14 protein-coding genes are annotated in these 19,655 nt (G+C 72.1%); 9 read left to right on the top strand and 5 right to left on the bottom strand.

All coding sequences use genetic code 11. From position 1 onward, the window contains the following. Position 1 precedes the first annotated feature (1 nt). The 5 genes from ACZ6QQ_RS32270 to ACZ6QQ_RS32250 all read left to right on the top strand — a co-directional run bounded on the left by ACZ6QQ_RS32270 (position 2) and on the right by ACZ6QQ_RS32250 (position 8,542). Positions 2-1,354, top strand: a complete 1,353-nt coding sequence (locus tag ACZ6QQ_RS32270; protein ID WP_465881427.1) for a hypothetical protein — start codon at positions 2-4, stop codon at positions 1,352-1,354. Further along, positions 1,351-3,924 (top strand): serine/threonine-protein kinase, encoded by a 2,574-nt coding sequence (locus tag ACZ6QQ_RS32265; RefSeq protein WP_465881426.1) that lies wholly within the window; start codon positions 1,351-1,353, stop codon positions 3,922-3,924. The genes ACZ6QQ_RS32270 and ACZ6QQ_RS32265 overlap by 4 nt, the downstream gene beginning before the upstream one ends. A gap of 61 nt (positions 3,925-3,985) precedes the next feature. Next, positions 3,986-5,566, top strand: a complete 1,581-nt coding sequence (locus ACZ6QQ_RS32260) for a VWA domain-containing protein (protein WP_465881424.1) — start codon at positions 3,986-3,988, stop codon at positions 5,564-5,566. Next, positions 5,566-7,302, top strand: coding sequence for an NACHT domain-containing protein (locus tag ACZ6QQ_RS32255; protein ID WP_465881423.1), 1,737 nt, complete (start codon positions 5,566-5,568; stop codon positions 7,300-7,302). The genes ACZ6QQ_RS32260 and ACZ6QQ_RS32255 overlap by 1 nt, the downstream gene beginning before the upstream one ends. Before the next feature lie 58 nt (positions 7,303-7,360). Then, complete coding sequence (locus ACZ6QQ_RS32250) at positions 7,361-8,542, top strand: low temperature requirement protein A (protein WP_465881422.1); 1,182 nt, start codon at positions 7,361-7,363, stop codon at positions 8,540-8,542. 58 nt (positions 8,543-8,600) lie between these two features. On the opposite strand, the gene ACZ6QQ_RS32245 is transcribed toward ACZ6QQ_RS32250, so the two are convergent. Both ACZ6QQ_RS32245 and treS read right to left on the bottom strand, forming a co-directional pair. Further along, positions 8,601-9,257 carry an HNH endonuclease family protein gene (locus tag ACZ6QQ_RS32245; RefSeq protein ID WP_465881420.1) on the bottom strand — a complete coding sequence of 219 codons (657 nt, stop codon included), beginning with the start codon at positions 9,255-9,257 and terminating at the stop codon, positions 8,601-8,603. Between the two features lie 138 nt (positions 9,258-9,395). After that, entirely contained in the window at positions 9,396-11,231 is a 1,836-nt protein-coding gene (treS, locus tag ACZ6QQ_RS32240) for a maltose alpha-D-glucosyltransferase (protein ID WP_465881419.1), read from the bottom strand. A 668-nt stretch (positions 11,232-11,899) separates the two neighbouring features. Here treS and ACZ6QQ_RS32235 point away from each other — a divergent pair. Beyond that, positions 11,900-12,313: a hypothetical protein gene (locus ACZ6QQ_RS32235; RefSeq protein WP_465881418.1), complete on the top strand. Its 414-nt coding sequence runs from the start codon at positions 11,900-11,902 to the stop codon at positions 12,311-12,313. 64 nt (positions 12,314-12,377) lie between these two features. Further along, positions 12,378-13,397 (top strand): NADPH:quinone reductase, encoded by a 1,020-nt coding sequence (locus ACZ6QQ_RS32230; protein WP_465881416.1) that lies wholly within the window; start codon positions 12,378-12,380, stop codon positions 13,395-13,397. Positions 13,398-13,434: 37 nt separating this feature from the next. Here the strand turns inward: ACZ6QQ_RS32230 and ACZ6QQ_RS32225 are convergent, their stop codons facing one another. Beyond that, positions 13,435-14,202, bottom strand: coding sequence for a TetR/AcrR family transcriptional regulator (locus ACZ6QQ_RS32225; RefSeq protein WP_465881415.1), 768 nt, complete (start codon positions 14,200-14,202; stop codon positions 13,435-13,437). 106 nt (positions 14,203-14,308) lie between these two features. Between ACZ6QQ_RS32225 and ACZ6QQ_RS32220 the strand changes: the two genes are divergently transcribed. Continuing rightward, positions 14,309-15,508: a DUF418 domain-containing protein gene (locus tag ACZ6QQ_RS32220; protein ID WP_465881414.1), complete on the top strand. Its 1,200-nt coding sequence runs from the start codon at positions 14,309-14,311 to the stop codon at positions 15,506-15,508. Positions 15,509-15,598: 90 nt separating this feature from the next. Here the strand turns inward: ACZ6QQ_RS32220 and ACZ6QQ_RS32215 are convergent, their stop codons facing one another. Further along, positions 15,599-17,437 carry a dolichyl-phosphate-mannose--protein mannosyltransferase gene (locus ACZ6QQ_RS32215; protein ID WP_465881501.1) on the bottom strand — a complete coding sequence of 613 codons (1,839 nt, stop codon included), beginning with the start codon at positions 17,435-17,437 and terminating at the stop codon, positions 15,599-15,601. 100 nt (positions 17,438-17,537) lie between these two features. Between ACZ6QQ_RS32215 and rsmI the strand changes: the two genes are divergently transcribed. Then, positions 17,538-18,383 carry a 16S rRNA (cytidine(1402)-2'-O)-methyltransferase gene (rsmI, locus tag ACZ6QQ_RS32210; protein ID WP_465881412.1) on the top strand — a complete coding sequence of 282 codons (846 nt, stop codon included), beginning with the start codon at positions 17,538-17,540 and terminating at the stop codon, positions 18,381-18,383. An 18-nt stretch (positions 18,384-18,401) separates the two neighbouring features. Here the strand turns inward: rsmI and ACZ6QQ_RS32205 are convergent, their stop codons facing one another. Next, positions 18,402-19,535, bottom strand: coding sequence for a hypothetical protein (locus ACZ6QQ_RS32205; protein WP_465881411.1), 1,134 nt, complete (start codon positions 19,533-19,535; stop codon positions 18,402-18,404). Positions 19,536-19,655: the final 120 nt, after the last annotated feature.

Below are 19,655 nucleotides of genomic sequence, written 5' to 3'. Positions count from 1 at the left end.
GATGGCCGAACCACGTGCGCGGGAACATCCGATCCGACGGCACCAGCCGGAGGTGCAGCACCAGCAGGGCGGACAGCACCAGCCGGAGGTGCGCCAGCAGCAGGACGGCCCGGCTCAACCGGAGGTGGAGCTGCGCCGGCTGCGGGCCGAGTGCGCCCGACTGGCCGGTGCGCTGGTGGTCCGCGACGACCCGGACGGCTACCGGCAGCTGGAGCGGCCGGACGCGGCCGGGGCGACCGCCCGCGCCTGGCAGGACGTCCAGTGGCGGATCGGTGAACTCGCCGCCCAGCTCGCCGCCGCCCAGCAACTGCTCGACCGGGCGGACCTGCTGCGCCAGCGCCGCTTCGGCGGCCCGGTCGAGCCGGCGGCGGCCGGCGGTGGGCCGGCGGATCCGCCGGGGCCGACCGGTGACGCCGAGTTGTGGGCGCTGCTGCGCGGTCCGTGCGAGGTGGTGCTGACCGCCGCCACCGGGGCGCCGGTCGAGGTGATCCGGCTGCCGTTGCCCGAGGTGATCGTCCGGGCCGGCGAGCACCACGCGGCGATCCTGGCCGTGGCCGAGGCGGTGGCCGGCGCCCGCGCGACGATGTTCACCCGACTGGAGGCGGTGGTCGAGCACCTCGCGGAGCTGCGGGAACGGGCGGCCGGGGTGGGCGTACCCGAGGTTCTGGTCGAGGGGTTGCAGGCGGAGGTCGAGACGCTGCGGCGGGTCGGTGAACGGGACCCGTTGGGCGCCGCCGACGGGGTGGCCTGGGTCGCCGCCCGGGACCGGCTGGTCGGCCGGGTCACCGAACTCGGCGTACGGGTGGGGCTGGCCGAGCAGCTGCGGAGCCGCTGGCCGAGCCTGGTGGACGAGTTGCGGCTGCTGATCGGTCGACTCGACGCGGACGAGACCGAGGCGCGGCAGGCGTGGCGGGGACTCACCCCGATCCCCGGTGACCCCGAGTCGCCGACGGGATCCGGTGGACCGGTGCCACAGGCCGCGACCCTGCGGGTACGGCTGCGTGCCGTCGAACGCCGGTGCCGCCGGGGCGAGTGGTGGGACGCGGTCGACGAGGAGTCCGAGCCGGCCGAGATCGGGGCGGCGGTCGCCACGGCGGCGGAGCACGCCGCGCGGGCCCGGGAGGCGGCCGGAGCGCACCGGCGCCGGTTGTACGACTTCCGACTCGAACTGCGGGGTCGGCTGGACGCCTTCCAACGCAAGGCGTTCAGCGCCGGGCGTTCCGAGGACCTGGCGCTGACCGACCTGTACAACGAGGCACGGCGTCGACTCCGGTCGGATCCGTTCGACGCCCCGGCAGCCGACCGGGCGGTCACCCGGTACCTGCACGCGGTGAACGAGGAGGGCCCGGCATGAACGGCTGTCTCGCCCGGGACTGTCCGGGCACCGTCGACCTGGACGGCTTCTGCCTCAAGTGGGGGCACCAGTGCGTCGGCCAGTCCGGCGACGACTCCGCCGGCTCCAACGGCAGCGGTTCCGGCGGCGGCAGCGGTGCGGGCGGCGTCGACGGTGGCTCGGTGGCGGGTCCGGGCGGGACTCCCGGCAGCGGGTCGAGCGCGTTCGCCCGTCCGGCTGCTCCCGCCGCCGCGAACCGTCCCGCCACCTCGGGTCGTCCGGGTGCTCCGAGCCGTCCGGGTGCTCCGAGCCGTCCGGGTGCTCCGAGCCGTCCGGGCACGTCGGCTCGTCCGGCGGTGGCGAGTCGGCCCGCAACCGGGTCGCGCCCTCCGGCGGGTGGAAGCGGTCCGGCGGGTGGGAGTGGTCCGGGGCCGGCCGGGGTCAGCTCGGGTGGTGCCGGCTGGCGTACCGGATCGGGTGGCGGCTCGACCGGCGGCTCCGGCGGCGGTGCGGTCGCCCGGCCGGGTGGTGGCCGGCCACCGGGTTTCGGCGGCGGGACCCGGCGCTGGTTCGGACTGGTCGAGATGCCGGTGGTGCCGCCACGGGACCCGCTCACGGCGATCCGGGCCGAGCACGCCGTGCCGGAACACGCCCGGATCTGTGCCCGGTCGTCCTGCCGGCGACCGGTCGGTCGGACCGACGGCACCGACTCCGGCATCACCACCGGCTACTGCCCGTACTGCGGCACGCCGTTCTCGTTCGTCCCGCCGCTGCACGACGGGGACGTGATCAAGCAGCGGTACCGGATCCGGGGCTGCATCGGCTACGGCGGCATGGGCTGGATCTTCGCCGCCCGGGACGAGGACATGGACGGAAGCTGGCGGGTGCTCAAGCGCCAGCGGGCCGCCGAGGACTCCACCGCCGCCGAGGCGTTCGTCGGGGAGCGGCGGGCCCTGATCGCCCTCGACCACCCGAACATCGTCAAGATCTACGACTTCGTGCCGCCGGAGGCGGGCGACGGTACGCCGTACATCGTGATGGAGTTCGTCGGCGGGCAGTCGCTGGACGAGATGCGGCCGCGCCCGTCCGGCTGGGGCGTACCGGGGCCGCTGCCGTTGCCGCAGGTGCTGGCGTACGGGCTGGCCATCCTGGACGCCTTCGAGCACCTGCACGAACAGGACTGGCTCTACTGTGACCTGAAACCGGACAACGTCATGCACGTCGGCAACCGGCTCAAGCTGCTCGACCTCGGCGCCGCGCGGCGGGCCGACGACCTGGACAGCCCGCTGCTGGGCACCCGTGGGTTCGAGGCGCCCGAGGTGCACCGGCACGGGGCGCGGGCCGCCTCGGTCCGCTCCGACCTCTACACCGTCGGGCGTACCCTGGGCGCGCTCAGCCTCGCCGCGAACACCAGCCAGTACGTCAGCCGCTTCCCGGACGGGCTGCTGCCGGACACCGTCCCGCAGCTGCTCGACGAGCACGAGTCGTACCGCCGGTTGCTGGCCCGGTCCACCCACCCGGAACCGGCCCGCCGCTTCGGTTCGGCAGGCGAGATGTACGCGCAGGTGCACGGCGTACTGCGGCAGGTCCTGGCTGAGCAGGGCCAGGAGGTGCCGCTGTCGGCGTCGACACTGTTCGGCTTCGCGCCCCGCCCGTTCGGCGCGTACGACGATCTGACCACGCCGGTGCCGGCGGCGATGGTCGCCACCGCGCTCCCGGCGCCGTTGATGGACCTCGCCGACCCCGGTGCCGGTTTCCTCGGTTCGGTCGGCGCGGTCGCGCCGGCGGAGCTGATCGGCCTGCTCGGGCGGGCACCGGAACGCAGCCGGGACGTGCTGCTCCGGCTGACCCGGGCCTACCTGGACGCCGGGCAGCCGGAGTTGGCCGCCGGCACCCTGACCGAGCTGGCCGCGCGACCGGACGCACCGGTCGACGACTGGCGGTTGGACTGGCACCACGGGCTGGTCGCACTCGCCTCGGGCGAGATCGGTGCCGCCCGGGAGCACTTCGACACCGTGTACGGGCTGCTGCCGGGCGAGTTGGCGGCCCGACTCGGGTACGCGGTGGCCAGCGAACTCGACGGTGACCTGCGGGCGGCGGAACGCCACTACGGGGCGGTCTGGGCCACCGAGCGCTCGTCGCTGAGCGCGTTGTTCGGGTTGGCCCGTACCCGGTTGCGGCAGGGTGACCGGCGGGGTGCGGCGGCGGCGTTGGACGAGGTGCCGGAGGCGGCGAGTCACCGGGTGCCGGCGCAGATCGCGAAGGTACGGGCGCTGCTGGCCGGTGCCCGCCCGGCCGAGTCGGCGTCGGGTGACCTGGTGGCCGCGGCCGGTGCGGCCGAGGCGCTCGACCTGACCGGGGCCGCCCGGGACAGCCTCGCCGCCGAGGTGCTGGAGGTGGCGCTCGCCTGGGCCATCCCGCGCCAGACCGACGCGGCGGAGCAGGTGTTCGGGGTGCCGCTGGCCGAGGGGCGGCTGCGGGAGCGGCTGGCCGAGGTCTACCGTTCGCTGGCTCGGCATGCCGTGTCGCGCGGGGAGCGGGTCGCCCTGGTGGACCGCGCGAACCAGGTACGCCCGTGGACCTGGCTGTGAGTTTCCGATCCCGCGCGACGTCGCGCCGTCATCGCCCGAACCGAGCCGGGGAGGTGCGCCGGTGAGCGCTGGCCCGAACTTCGACATCAGCACCCACTACGAGATGTACCTGCCGACCGAGGGGACGCTGGTCGACGTCGTCGCCACGGTCCGGTCGACGGGTGCGACCGACGGCGACGGCCGGTCCGGGGCGGTCGCCCCGCACCTGGCCGAGGTGATCCTGCTGGACTGTTCGGGCTCGATGGGGTCACCGACGAGCAAGCTGATCCAGGCCCGGCGGGCGGCGGTCGCGGCGATCGACGCGCTGCCGGACGGGGTCCGGTTCGCCGTGGTGGCCGGCACCCACGTGGCGGAGATGATCTATCCGGGGGCGGCCCGGTTGACGGTCGCCAGCGACACCAGCCGGGCCGCCGCCAAGGAGGCGTTGCGGCGTACCAGCGCCGGGGGCGGCACCGCGATGAGCAGCTGGCTGCGGCTGGCGGCGCGGATCTTCGAGGATGCGCCGGGCAGCGTACGGCACGCGATCCTGCTCACCGACGGGCGCAACGAGAGCGAACCCGTCGAGGAACTGGACGCGGGTCTGGCCGAGTGCGCCGGCCGGTACACGGTGGACTGCCGGGCGATCGCCGAGCGGCCGGGGGTGCACACCTGGCGGGGGACCGAGCTGCTCCGGATCGCTGACGCGCTCGGCGCGAACCCGGTCGTGCCGGTGGAGGACCCCGACCGGCTCTCGGCCGAGTTCACCCAGCTCATCGCCGGTGCGCTCGGCCAGCAGGCGGCGGACGTGCGGTTGCGCGTACGGACCTCGGCGCTGGCCGGGGTCCGCTTCGTCAAGCAGGTGTACCCGACCATCGCCGACCTCGCCGAGCTGGCCCAACCGGTCGACGCCCAGACCACCGACTATCCGATCGGGTCCTGGGGCGAGGGGCACCGGGACTACCACATCGGGCTGGCGGTGCAGCCGATGGCGGCCAACGAGACCCGCCGGGTGGCTTGGCTGAGCCTGCTGGTGCCGGGTGCGGCCGAGCCGGCCGACGGGGACCGGCCGGACGCGGTCGGGCTGGCCGAGGTCGGGCAGACGGCGGTGGCGGTGGAGTGGACCGAGGACATCGCCCGGTACACCGGGATCAACCCGACGGTGGCCCACTACACCCGGCAGCAGGAGCTGGCGGTGGCGATCCGGGCTGCCTGGGAGGCGTTCGACGAGCGCCGGCTCGCCGACGCCGAGACGTTGATGGGGCGGGCGGTGGCGCTGGCGCACGCCGCCGGTGCGCACGACAAGCTGGCCGTCTTCGGCCGGGTGGTGGAGATCGAGGACGGTGCCTCGGGGCGGGTCCGGCTCCGGTCGGACGTCGACCCCGGCCACTGGCAGGTGCCGACCGTCACCGGCCACCACACCCGGTCCTGGGACACCGCCGGTCCGACCGGTTTCAGTGCCCCGAACGACGCGTCCCTGTCCGGCAACGGCGTCCCCGGCCCGACCGGTGGCGGGGTGCCGGGCGTGCCCGGTCAACGCTCCACGGGTACGGTCGACGCGGTTGTCGCCCCGCTGCCCGACGAGTGCCCGGAGTGCGGCACCCGGCGCCGGGGCCGGTTCTGCGAACGGTGCCGGTACGACTTCCAGGCGAGCCGGACCGGCTGATGGACTTCGACCTGTTCGAGTGGCTGGAGCGGTTCGACAACATATCGTCGATCATGGTCAGCACGATCGCCGTACTGGCGATGATCGGGGGCAGTGCCGCCTGGCAGCGCCGCCGGCCGGGCCGGACCTCGGAGACCACGGAATCGGTACGCGCCCTGGTGGCCGCCCAGCGCGACGCGGTACCGGCGCACGCGTACCAGTTCCTCGACGGTTCGGTCTCCGCGCTCTCCGCGATCTACGTACGGCAACGGGTCGCGCCGGGCGTCGGTCCGATCGGGCCGGTGCCGGCGTTCGAGGCCGACCGGCTGCTCCGTACCGACGCGCACCTGCTGCTGGTGGGGCCGGCCGGCAGCGGCAAGACCACCTTCGTCGGCCACGCGGTACGGGAGCTGGCGCGCGGTTTCACCGGCAACGGTCGGGGCCGGACCGGGGCGTCGGAGCAGGTGGGGCTGGCCCTGCCGGCGACGGCACTGGTCGACCGGTCGTTGCCGGAGGCGCTTGCCGAGGCGTACCGGTTCGGGTTGCCGACGGTGTTGACCGGTCAGCCGCCGGGGCGGTCGGGCCGCTGGCTGGTGCTGGTCGACGGGGTGGACCGGATCGTCGACCCGAACGTGCGTTCGCGGGTGCTGGGGCAGTTGCGGGAGTGGGCGGCCCGCTCCGACCACCCGTACCGGCTGCTGCTCACCACCCGCCCGCTGGCGGCGGAGGAGGCGACCGCGCTGCGGACGTACTTCGCCGAGTATCACCTGCTGCCGTTCGACCCGGCCGACCTGTCGACGTTCGCCGAGCGGTGGTTCCGGGACCGGGTGGCCGATCCGGACCGGGCGGCCGGCGACCGCGACCGGTTCCGGACAGAGCTGGACCGGGTGGAGCTGGGCGGGTTGACCGGCAACCCGTTGCTGGTCACGCTCGCGGCGCTGAGCTGGGAGGGTCGGCCGGGCGGATTGCCGCCGGGCCCGGCGGAACTGCTGGACCGGTTCGTCCCGCACCTGGTCGAGAGCGGCGCGGGCGCGGTCGAGGAGACCGGCGCCGCGCTGGGCCGCCGGGGTGGTTCGGGTACGACGGTCGCCGCCTGGCTGGACGAGCAGGTCGAGGGCTTGTGCGAGGCGGCCGCGGCGGGTTGGCTGCGCGACGGTGCGGCGGTTGGTGCGGCGGTCGGGTGGACGAACGAGCACGCTCCGGTCCCGCCGGGCGGCCTGTTGCGGGACTGGCCCGGTCGGGTCCGCGCCCTGCTGGTCGCGACCGGGTTGTACGTTCCGCGCGGTGCCGACGCCGAGCCGCTGACCAGGTCGGTGGCGGAGTACCTGGCGGCGGGGCCGCTGGCCCGGTCGTGGCTGGAGCCGGAGTGGCTGGCGTTGATGGCCGACCCGGCGACCCGGGGTACGGCGGCGTACGCGCTGGCGCGGGCCGGTCGGGCGAGCGAGGCGACGCTGACCCGGTTGGCCGGTGGGACGGGGCCGCAGGTGCTGGCCGCCGGGCGGCTGCTCGGTGCCGGGATCCCGATGTCGGACGGCGTACGGGACATGATCCTGGCGGCGCTGCTGCGGCACTGGCAGGCCGGTGAGCGCCCGTTGGCCGCCGAGTGCCTGGCGGTGCTGGGCGAGTTGGCCGGTGCGCCGGTGATCCGGCGGGCGGTGTTCGGTATCGCCTCGGACTCGCGCTGGCCGCGTCAGGTGCGCTCGGCCGCCACGACCTTCGCCGCCGTACCGGTCCTGCACCGGCCGGCACCGGAATGAGGGGTCCCTTCGGGCGGTATCGGTCACGGGGCGGGGTCGGCCGGGCGAGAATCGGAAAATGGCCCGGGGCGGAGCCGTTCGCAAGTCCGAGGATCCGAAGCAGCCGGCGTTCCTGGAGCTGTTCTTCGACCTGGTGTACGTCTTCGCGCTGACCCAGCTCACCCACCTGCTGATCGACAAACTCAACTGGCGCGGCGCCTTCGAGGCGTTCGTGCTGCTGCTCGCCCTGTGGTGGATCTGGGTGACGACGGCGTGGCTGACCGACCAGTTCGATCCGCAGCACCCGAGCGTCCAGCTGTACGTCATCCTGGTGATGTTCGGCATCCTGCTGATGGCGATCGTGGTGCCGCAGGGGCTCGACGGACACGGTGTGTTCTTCTCGCTGGTGTACCTGGTGATCAATTTCAGCCGGGGAATCTTCATCATGATCACCGCGCGGGGCACGAAACTTCCGCAACGGTCCCAGCGGGCCGCCTTCTGGGCCGCCGTCGCCGCCCTGTTCTGGATCGGGGGCGGGTTCACGCACGGCTGGACCCGAGGGGTGCTGTGGCTGATCGCGTTGGCGGTGGACTACGTGTCGGCGGCCTTTCGCTGGCCCACCCCGGGGCTGGGCCGCGCACCCGGCTGGGAGCTGGCGATCGCGGAGACCCACCTCGCCGAGCGATACCGGCAGGTCTTCATCGTCGCGCTCGGCGAAATTGTGCTGATCATGGGACTGACCTTTGCCGGCGGCGGCTTCGAGGGGTTCACCTTCGCTCGTACGGTCGTGCTGGTGCTCTCGTTCGCCAGTGCGGCGCTGATGTGGCGGCTCTACATCTACCGCGCCGGAAGCCAGCTGGCCCCGGCCATCGCCGCCGCCCGCGATCCGCACCGGCTCAGTCAACAGGCGTCGTACCTGCACACGGTCATGGTGGCGGGCGTCATCCTGACCGCCGTCGGGTTTACCCTCATCATCGAACACCCGACCAGTGCGCCCGCGCCGGCCTGGATAGCGGGGATCACCGGCGGGCCCGCGCTGTTCCTGGCCGGACGTTCCGGTTTCGAGTACGTCGTCTTCGGCCGGGTGACCCGACCGAGGCTGATCGGCATCCTCGTGCTCGGCGCCATCACGCCCGCGGTCGTCCACCTGCCACCGGAGGTCACCTCCGCGGCGGCGACCCTGGTCCTGGCCGCGGTCGCCACGGTCGACACCCTTCGTGGCCGCAGGCACCCGCCCGAGCCGGCCGCACCGCCGATCTGACCTTCCCGTGCCGTCGTACGGGGGCCGGTGGATCGCACCGGCCCCCGTACGTCAACGGTCAGAAGGCGTGGGTGACGGTGAGGGTGATGTTGGAGCAGGAGGCGGCGCGGCTGGTCAGGGCGTTCTTCTCGGCGGTGTCGACGGTGAGCCGCCAGCGGGTCTTCACCGCGACCCACTCGCCGATGTAACGGCAGACATCGCGGGACGGCACCCAGGTGGCCGGGTCCTGGTCACCCTTGGACTGGTTGACGTTGTCGGTGACCGCGATCAGGGCCCGTACGTCGCCCATGTCGTTGGCGTACGACTGCCGCCGGGAGGTGGTCCACGACCGCGCGCCGGAGTCCCACGCCTCGGCCAGCGCCACCACGTGGTCGATGTCCAGGTCGGACGGGTTGGTCCAGTACGCCCCGTCGTAGTAGGAGAACCAGCGACCGCCGGTGAGGGTGCAGCCCGAGCCGACCGAGGGGTTGGTGGTGGCCTCGGCGATCAGCACCTCGTAACGGGTGTTGCAGCCGTCGCCGTCGGCGTCGACCCAGTGCGGGAAGAGGTCGCGGTCGTAGCCGGTGCGAATCTCGGTGGCGACCGGCAGGTTCGCGAGCATGGTGCGCAGCGGCTGCGAGACGGTCGCGGCGTGGGCCGGGTTGGCGAGGCCGAGGACGGCGAGGGTGGCGGTGGCCAGCAGGGTGGTGGCCCAGCGCAGGGGGGTACGGGTCATCACGGCTCCATCCGTTGGTGCAGGCGATCTGCCTGGCACCTATATGGACGCAGCTGGATTTCATCTGGCCCCACTCGCGCGTGAACGATGGTTAAATTATTTCCACCCTGTTTCCCGTCCCCGGTCCCGCCGACCCGGTCAGCCGGCCGCCACCAGCGAATCCGTCGGCGACGTACGCTGCTTCGGGGTCTTGCTGGTGATCTGGAACCAGAACGAGCCGTAACCGGGCAACGTGAGCTGGTACGGCCGAGATCCGATCAACGGGAACGACGTCTGCCCGGTCAGCTCCACCGGCAGGTGACCGATGAACCGACTGCCCAGCGGCAGCTGCGCCGGCTGCGGATGCCGGGACAGGTTGTGTACGCAGAGCACCACCTCGTGCCCGTCCGGCCCGTCGTACTCGCGCAGGAAGGCGAGCACGGCCGAGTTCTTGCCGGCCAGGTCACGGAAGGAGCCGAGGGCGAGCGCGGGGTGCTGCTTGCGTACCGCGATCATCTGTCGGGTCCACTGCAACAGCGACGCCGGCTGTTCGAGCTGACGCTCCACGTTGACCGCCTGGTACCCGTACACCGGGCCCTGGTTGACCGGCAGGAACAGGGCGCCGGGGTCGGCGTTGGAGAAGCCGCCGTTGCGGTCCGGGGACCACTGCATCGGGGTACGGACCCCGTTGCGGTCGCCCAGCCACACGTTGTCGCCCATGCCGATCTCGTCACCGTAGTAGAGCACCGGCGAGCCGGGCAGGCTGAGCAGCAGCGAGGTGAACAGTTCGATCTGGTTGCGGTCGTTGTTGACCAGCGGAGCCAGCCGGCGCCGGATACCCAGGTTCACCCGCATCCGGGGGTCCTTGGCGTACTCGTCGTAGAGGTAGTCGCGCTCCTCGTCGGTGACCATCTCCAGGGTCAGTTCGTCGTGGTTGCGCAGGAAGGTGCCCCACTGACAGCCCTGCGGGATCTGCGGCGTCTGGGCGATGATCTCGGAGATCGGGAAGCGGGACTCACGGCGTACGGCCATGAAGATCCGGGGCATCACCGGGAAGTGGAACGCCATGTGGCACTCGTCCCCGTCGGTCTCCGGGTCACCGAAGTAGTCGACCAGGTCGGCCGGCCAGAGGTTCGCCTCGGCCAGCAGGACCCGGCCGGGGAACTCCTCGTCGACCGTCCGGCGCAACCGCTTCAGGTACGCGTGCGTCTCCGGCAGGTTCGCGCAGTCGGTCCCCTCCCGCTCGTACAGGTACGTCACCGCGTCCAGCCGGAACCCGTCGATGCCCAGCCCGAGCCAGTACCGCACGACGTCGAGCATGGTCTCGCGGACCACCGGATTGTCGTAGTTCAGGTCCGGCTGGTGGGCGAAGAAGCGGTGCCAGTAGAACTGCTGCCGGACCGGGTCGTAGGTCCAGTTCGACGGCTCGCTGTCGCAGAAGACGATCGGGACGTCGGCGTACTCGGTGTCGGTGTCCCGCCAGACGTAGAAGTCCCCGTACGGCCCGGTCGGGTCCTGCCGGGACTGCTGGAACCACTCGTGCGTGTCGGAGGTGTGGTTCAGCACCAGGTCGGTGATCACCCGGATGCCCCGGGCGTGCGCCTCGTCGATCAGCGTCACGAAATCGTCTATGGTCCCGAACTCCGGGGCGACGGTCAGGTAGTCGCGGATGTCGTAACCGCCGTCGCGGCGGGGGGAGTCGTAGAACGGTGGCAGCCACAGGCAGTCGACGCCCAGCCACTTCAGGTAGTCCAGCTTGGTGGTCAGGCCGGGCAGGTCCCCGAAGCCGTCCCCGCTGGCGTCGAAGCAGGCCTGGACGAACATCTCGTAGAAGATCGCCCGCTGGTACCACCGTGGCTCGACCGGCAGCTCGCGGGCGCGCCGCCGGTTGGTGGTCGGTGTCGGTAGTACGGGCATCTGCCTGGACAGCAGCCCCAGATCCTGGTCCGTGGACGGGATCGTCAGCGCGTTGACGCGCTCAGCTAGGTCGGACATGGTTCTCCTCCGGGATTCCAAGATGGAGGGCCCGCAGGTCGACAGCTCGGCGCACCCGCGGGTCACGCGGGAAGGAATCGCCGGCGTCGGTGACGGCGGGTTCACCGCCCGTTCATCCGCTTCAACCGGGCCCGACGATCAGCGGTAACGCCGATGTTTCAGTAGCGAATCCGACGATCGACGCGGGGTCGGTCACTGAGCGACCGACAACCCCTCCCACCAGCGGTAACGCGCGCTTGGCGGGGGTGCTGGCAGGGCTCGGGAGCGAGATACCCGGCGCAGCTTTGTCACGTACTGCACTATTCATGGCTTCTGAGTGCAGGGGCGGCGGTCGGAAATCTGACTCAACATCACCCGTTGTGTTCGGTGAACAGGCATGGTTAAGCTCATCGTGCGCGCCCCAATCGCCCGCTTCCCCCGTGGCAGGCGATCGGGGCGCGCACCTATTCCCCCTCCGCCCCTACCACCCGCGATCTAGGGCAAATGGTGGTGATCGGAGATCATCAAGCCTGTATTCGCCCTAGATCGACGCGATCCGGGGTGTCGAACGGTGATGAGCGGGTAGGGCGGGGTGTGGGTCGAACCGGACGTGAATCGTGTTCCGTGCCTCCCGCCATGTGGGCGGAGTGCGCACTCGTCGATGCCCGTGGCCCCGTGGGGGGACCACGGTGAGCGGGCCATCGGCGCTGCGGTTCGACTTCGCGTTCGCGCCGCCGTTCCGACTGCCGCTGGCGCTCGTCTGCGTCCGCCCCGCCACGGCCCGGATCACCCTCGACGACACCCTCGTCGTCCGGTACGGCCCGTGGCGGCTCGACACCCCGCGGTCGAACATCGCCCACGCCGAGCGCACCGGCCCATACCGGTGGTGGCGGGTCATCGGCCCACGCCTCTCGATGGCCGACCGTGGACTCAGCTTCGGCACCACGACCGCCGAAGGGGTCTGCATCCGGTTCCGTGAACCGGTCCCCGGACTGATCCCCGGTCACTGGCTGCGACACCCGGCGGTCACCGTCACGGTCGACGACCCGGAGCGCCTGGTCGCGGCACTGAACCCCGGGGCGGCCGGTCACCGGGACGGCTGAGCATGTGAGGGCGGTCACCGGCCGGTGGCGTGGGCGCGGGACGGTCGATCCTTAGTCTCGACCCATGAAGGCCATCATCTACACACAACCCGGTGACCCGGACGTGCTGCATCCGATCGAGCGACCCGTCCCCGAGCCCGGTCCCGGGCAGGTGCGGGTCCGGGTCACGGTCTCCGGGGTCAACCCGACCGACTGGAAGGCCCGGCGCGGGGCTCTGGGGGGCGCGCTCGCGTACCCGGAGATCGTGCCCAACCAGGACGGCGCCGGCGTCGTCGACGCGGTCGGCGAGGGCGTCCCGGCCGACCGGGTGGGCGAGCGGGTGTGGCTGTGGGAGGCATCCTGGCAGCGCGCCGACGGCACCGCCCAGGAGTACGTCACGCTGCCCGCGCGCCAGGCCGTCGCCCTGCCCGACGACGCCTCCTTCGACCTCGGGGCCAGCCTCGGGATCCCGGCGTTGACCGCGCACCGCTGCCTGACCGTCGGCGACGCCGGCCCACGACGGTTGGCTCCGGGAAGCCTCACCGGCCGGGTCGTGCTCGTCGCCGGTGGCGCGGGTGCGGTCGGCAACGCGGCGATCCAACTCGCCACATGGGCGGGGGCGACGGTGGTCAGCACCGTCAGCGGACCGGAGAAGGCGAAGCTGGCGCAGGCGGCCGGCGCCGACCTGGTGGTCAACTACCGCACCGGGGACCCGGCCGCCGAGATCCGCGAGTTCGCACCCGCCGGGGTGGACATCGTCGTGGAGGTAGCCCCGGGCGCCAACGCCGCCCTGAACCACGCCGTCACCGGCCCCGCCGGCACGATCGCGGTCTACGCCACCGACGAGCACGGCGAGGTGACGCTGCCGGTCCGCCCGCTGATGGTCAAGAACATCGGCTACCGGTTCGTGCTGGTCTACACGGTGCCCGAGGCGGCGAAGCAGGACGCCGTCGAGGACGTCACCGCCGCCGTGGCGGCCGGCGCGTTCCGGGTCGGCGAGGCGGCCGGCCTGCCGCTGCACCACTTCCCGCTCGACCGTACGGCGGCGGCCCACGCGGCGGTCGAAGCCGGCGCGGTCGGCAAGGTCCTCATCGACGTCGCCTGACCGTCGTCAGATCCCGGTCGACGTCGTCTGACCGTCGTCAGATCCCGGTCGATCCCGCCCCGGAGCGGCGGTCGATCAGAGCCTCGACGCCGTCGAGGAGCAGGTCGAGCCCGAACGTGAAATCGGCGTCGTCGATCCACTCCTCGGCGGCGCCGAAGGCGTTCGCCCGTACCGCGCTGCTCAGTTCCGGGTAGCTCTCCGGGTCGAGGACCTGACCGAGGACGTCGCCGTAGTCGGCCAGCCCACCGATGGCGCCGTCCCCGCCCGCAGTGGCCTCGGCGCCGCCGGTCATGCCGAGGGTGAGGTTCGCCTGGCTGGCGGCGTAGCCGGTGAGAGTGGTCGCGATGTTGATCCGCTCACCGAAGCTCAGTCCGGTGCCGTGCAGGGCGGCGAGTGCGCGGTCGAGCCAGCGCAGCGCCCGTGGCCCGGCCGGCGGGGTGCGGTTGGTGACCGACAGCAGCCAGGGCCGGTCGACGAGCAGGTCGCGGTTGGCCCGGGTCCAGGCGGTGAGGTAGTCCCGCCACGGCCGCCCGTCCAGCGGAGGTGGTTCGGCGGTGGCGGCGTCGACCATCACGGTCAGTAGTTCGTCCTTGCTGCCGACGTACCGGTAGAGGGACATCGTCGCCATTCCGACGCGATTGGCGACGCTGCTCATCCGTACGCCTTCCAGCCCTTCGCTGTCGGCGATCCCGATCGCGGCCTCGACGATGCTGCCCAGGTCGATGCTGGGCCGGGGCCCGTGCCGGGATGCGGTCTCGCGACCCCACATCCGCGCCACCACCGGTGGAAGCGCCTGTCGCGCCACTGTCGGGTTCCCCTCGTCCGTTGACCGGGTCTTGTCCCTACTCTAGATCCCGGTACTGTGTATCTCGTACGGTGTAGCGCATACGCAGATTACGGGGAGGGTCAGTGTGAGTACGCAGAGTCTGGTCAAACGTGTTCTCGACGTCGACGCGGTCCGGGGCTTCGCGCTCCTGGGGATCTTCGCCGTCAACGTCACCTTCATGGCGTCGGGCTATCCGGGAAACCTGGTCACCGACCCCAACTTCGACTCCGGCCTGGACAACCTCGTCCGCGCACTGTCGTCCGTCTTCGTCGACATGAAGTTCTACGTGCTCTTCTCGTTCCTCTTCGGATACAGCTTCACCCTCCAGATGGAGTCGGCGCGCCGGGCCGGAGCCGCCTTCTCGACCCGGATGCTCCGCCGGATCACCGGACTCTTCGTCCTCGGCGCCCTGCACACCGTCTTCCTCAACGGCGGTGACGTGCTCACCACCTACGCGGTGGCGTGTCTGGTCCTGCTGCTGATGCGCGACGTACGGGACCGCACCGCGATCCGGGTCGCGATCGGCCTGTACGCCCTCGTGCTGGTCAGCCTGATCGCCAGTGCCCTGTTCGTGGACCGGTCGGCGTTCATACCCGGGGAGGCCGAGGCGCTGGCCAACGGCGCGGAGGCGACCCGGGCGTTGCTCGGTGGCTGGGAGGCCAACATCGGGGCACACCTGGCCGGTCTGCCGCTGCTGGTCCTCCAGGCGGTGACCCTGCAGGGCCCGACCGCGCTCGGTCTGTTCCTGCTCGGCATGGTCGCCGGCCGCCGACAGTGGCTGGCAGGGGTCACCGGGAACGAGCCCGTCCTGCGCCGGATCCAGTGGATCGGATTCCCCGTCGGGCTGATCGGATCGGTCGTCTACACCGCACTCGGCGGCAACGGCAACACCCTCGGTGTCGGAGCCAGTGTTGCGACGGCGCCACTGCTGGCCGCCGCGTACGTCGCCACCCTGCTGCGGATCATGCACAATCCGCGTACGGCCGCCGTCCGGGCCGCCCTCGCCCCGGCCGGTCGGATGGCCCTGACCAACTACCTGTCCCAGTCCGCGATCTGCCTGGTCGTCTTCAGTGGCGTCGGCCTCGGTCTCGCCGGTACGTTCTCCCCGCTGGCCCTGTTCGCCTTCGTCGGGGTCGTGTTCGCGGCACAGCTCCTACTGAGCAACCTCTGGCTGGGACGTTTCCGCTACGGCCCGGTCGAATGGGCCCTGCGCTGGCTCACCAACGCCCGCCGCCCGCCCTTCCTCACCCCCACCGCCCCCACCCCCGCCCCCTCACCTCGTTGATCATGAAGTTAGCGCGTCGGAAATCGTCGAAACCCTGCGCTAACTTCATGATCAACGGGGCGAGAGGGTGGCGAGGGTGGCGAGAGCTCTTCAAATCCAGCGGGAGCCGAGCCACATGCGGGCGGACCATTCGGCGTAGGGGAGCGCCTGGCCGACGAAGACGGGGTAGAAGTAGGCGAAGCAGATCGCCACCAGCAGAACGTAGGCGCCGGCGATGATGACGCCGACCGTACGCCGGTCCAGGCCGCCGGGATCGGACGTGGCCGGGTGGTTCGACAGCTCGGCGGGCAGGGTTTCCTCGGACCGGCCGATGGTGGCCGGTCCGGTGCCGCCGTCGGTTGCCGGGACCGGGGCGCGTACCGCCGTCGCCGCCGGCACGGGGGGCCTGGGCGGGCCGATGATCGCGCCGAGTACGTAGGTGACCGCGAGGATCAGGAACGGCAGCGCGGGGGCGGTGTAGAAGGAGAACATGGTCCGGCCGTCGAAGGCGTACCAGAACCAGGGCAGCAGACCGGCGGCGACGCAGAGCATGATCGCCCCGGCCCGCCAGTCGCGGCGGGCGATGCCGAGCCAGCCGGTCGCGGCCAGCGCGGGCAGGAACGACCACCACAGGATCGGGGTGCCGAGCAGCAGGATCTCGGCGGCGCAGCTCGACGCGCCGCAGCCGCCGTCGGAGGACCAGTAGAACGCGACCGGACGGCCGAGCAGCAGCCACTGCCACGGCCACGACTGGTAGACGTGCGGGGTGACCAGCGTGGTGTGGAACTTGTACGCCTCGACGTGGTAGTGCCACAGGTTCTGCAACGCCCCGATGACCGGCAGCTCGGACTTGCCCGAGTCGGCCAACCAGTGCCGGAAGTAGCCGTGGTCGGTGACGAACCAGCCCGACCAGCTGGCGATGTACGTGGCCACGATCAGCACCCCGGCCAGGGCCAGCCAGCCGATCTCGCCGAGCAGGGCGTCCCGCCACGGGCGCCGTACGCCGGCCGAGCGGCGGGCACCGACCTCCCAGAAGATGACCAGCAGGGCGAAGGCCGGTACGAAGTACAGCGCGCTCCACTTGACGGCGAGTGCGCAGCCGAGCAGCACGGCGGCGAGCAGTCGCCACCACGGCACGCTGTCGGGGAACCGCAGCGGCAGCCGGCCGGCGCGACCGGGTGTGCTCGGGTCGAGACCGGCTTCGATCGCCCTCAGCCAGCGGCGGCGTCGGTGGTCCCGGTCGACGACCAGGGCGCTGAACGCGGCGAAGATGAAGAAGAGCAGGAAGATGTCGAGCAGCGCGGTGCGGGAGAGCACCACGTGGAAGCCGTCCAGGGCGAGCAGCAGCCCGGCGGCGCAGCCGAGCACGGTTGAGCCGAAGAGGCGACGGGCGGTCCGGACCATCAGCAGCACCGAGAGGGTGCCGATGATGGCCGCCGAGAAGCGCCAGCCGAACTCGGGTGACGTGGTCATGATGTGCCCGGCGGAGACGATGTTGCCGTCGGCGTCGGAGTAGCCGAAGGCCCACTCGCCGATGCCGATCAGCCATTTGCCGAGCGGGGGATGGACGACGTACGACGGCCCGTTGTCCTTGTAGTTCCACTCGACGCCCTTGCTGACCAGGCCCCAGGCGTCCTTCGCGTAGTACGTCTCGTCGAAGATCTTGCCCTTGGGGTGGCTCAGCCCGACCAGTCGGACCACGGCCGCGATGGCCACCACCAGCAGGGTGGCGAGCCAGGAGTACGGCTCCAGTCGGGTGTCGAACGGGACCAGGCGGCGTCGCAGGATCGCGGGCAGGCCGCCACCACCGGGTGTCCCCGGTCCGGCGTCGGGCGTCTCCGGTCCGGCCGCTGTCGAACCGCCCGGGGGAGCGTTCGGTGGTTCGGTGGCCGTACCGCCCGAGTGATCGCGATCGCTGTCGCGGCTTTCGGTATGCGCTGTCGACGCCATGGTCACCCCGCGATCGTAGGCTGCGGGAGCGGGCGACGGCGTCCTACGCCAACCTGTCATTTTTACGTGTATCGATGAGGGGACGTTTCTGGTGGAAGATATGTCGGGTATCGGGCGACTTGTCGTACTCGGTGCGCCGCTCGGGAACCCCGCCGACGCCTCCACCCGACTCCGGGAGATGCTCGGGAGCGCGGACGTGGTCGCCGCCGAGGACACCCGTCGACTCGCCCGGCTCGCCCGGGACCTCGACGTCACCATCAAGGGCCGGATCATCTCCTACTTCGAGGGCAACGAGGAACGCCGTACGCCCGCGCTGGTCGAGGCCGTGTTGGCCGGCGAACTGGTCGCACTGGTCACCGACGGCGGCATGCCGAGCGTCTCCGACCCCGGATACCGGCTGGTCAGAGCCGTGGTCGACGCCGGTGCACCGGTCACCGCCGCCCCCGGACCGAGCGCCGTGACCACCGCGCTCGCCCTCTCCGGGCTCCCCGTCGACCGGTTCTGCTTCGAGGGGTTCCTGCCCCGCACCGGCGGCGCGCGCCGTACCCGGCTGCGGGCACTCGCCACCGAGGAACGCACCCTGGTCTTCTTCGAGGCGCCGCACCGGGTCGCCGGCACGCTGACCGATCTCGCCGACACGTTCGGCGCCGACCGTCCGGCCGCCGTCTGCCGCGAGCTGACGAAGACGTACGAGGAGGTGTTGCGCCGACCGCTCGGCGAGCTGGCCACCTGGGCCACCGAGGGTGACCCGCGTGGCGAGATCACCCTGGTGGTGGCCGGTGCGACCGCGACACCCGCCGTCCGCCCGAGCGACGCGGACCTGCGCGCGGCGGTGGCCGACCGCGAGGCCGCGGGCGTCTCCCGGCGCGACGCCATCACCGAGGTCGCCACCGGGTACGGCCTGCGCCGCCGCGAGGTCTACGCGGTGGTGCACAGCACGACCTGAGCCGTTGTCCCCGGCAGCTCAGAAGGTGGCGGCGAGGAAGCCGGCGGTGATCGCCAGCGGGCCGGCGAATCCGACCAGTACGGCGCCCCGGCGGGCGGCCCGGCTCGGCAGCCGGCCCGCCCCGGTCGCCCAGACGATGCCGACCCCGCAGAGCAGCACCAGGGTCAGCCCCAGCCCCCAGCGCAGGTGCAGGGTCCCGGTACCGGTGCCGACGTACGCGGTGCCACTGTTTCCGCTGATCATGCGCGCGGTGAGCTGCCAGCCTTCGAGCTTGTCCTCGGCCGGCACCCCGGCCAGCCGGATGCCCTCGGCGCTGAACCGGCCGTCGGCCGAGATGAACTCGCCCCGGCAGCGCTGGCCGATGCCCTGCCCGGTGCAGTCGATCACCGTGGCCGTGCCCAGGTCACCGTGGCCGAAGGCGAGCCAGAGCGGTTCCACGCTGACCCAGGCGAAGAAGCTGGAGAGCAGGGCCAGCAGGACCAGCCCGGCCAGTCCGGACGCCGGTCGGCGCGGTGGCTTCGGCGGCGGGGTCGGCTGCCCGTCCGGTGTACGCCGGGTCGGGAACGACCAGAGCCGTCGCGGTCGTTCGTCCGGGTCGGGGCGGGCCGGCGTGCCGTCCCAGTTGACCTGCTCGATCGGCAGCCAGAAGTCCTCCTCGTCCTCGGCGGCGGACGCGGGCATCGGCACCGTGGCCCCGGTCGGGGCGGTCGCCGTGCCGTCGACCGACGGGACCGTACGCGGTCCGGTGTCGGCGATCCGGGGTACCCGCTGCGGCACGGTGTTGCGGGGTGCGCCGGTGGTCGGCTCGATCCCGGCGGACACCGGCCCGGCCAACCACGGCGAACCCACCACCCCGGGTACGGCCGCTCCGGTGCTTGCCGGTTCGGGGGCGGCCGTTCCGGTCACTGGCGGTTCGGTGGTCGCAGGTGCGGTGGCCGAGGACTCGGCGGCGGTGGCGGTCGGCTCCCTGATGACGGTCTGCTCCGGGGTCGGCAGCGGAGCCCACGGGTCGGGTCGGTCGGGCGGCGTCGGTGGATCGCTGGTCGGCGCGGCGCCGCCGGTGGTCGACTGCTCGGCGGTCGGCGATTCGCCGCCATCGGCCTGGCCCGGGTCAAGTTTCCCTGGCTGTTGCCCGTCTGGTCTACCGGTCACAGAGAGTATTGGACTATGTGCGCCCGCTCAGGAGAGGCAGCTTGAGTGCGTGTCGCCGACAAATCGGGCGCAGAAATCCGACCCGTTCCAGGATGGGATGGCCTTGCCTGCCGTTCCGGG

Source organism: Micromonospora sp. NPDC049529 (genome assembly GCF_055586685.1).
This window is presented reverse-complemented; position numbering and strand designations above follow the sequence as displayed.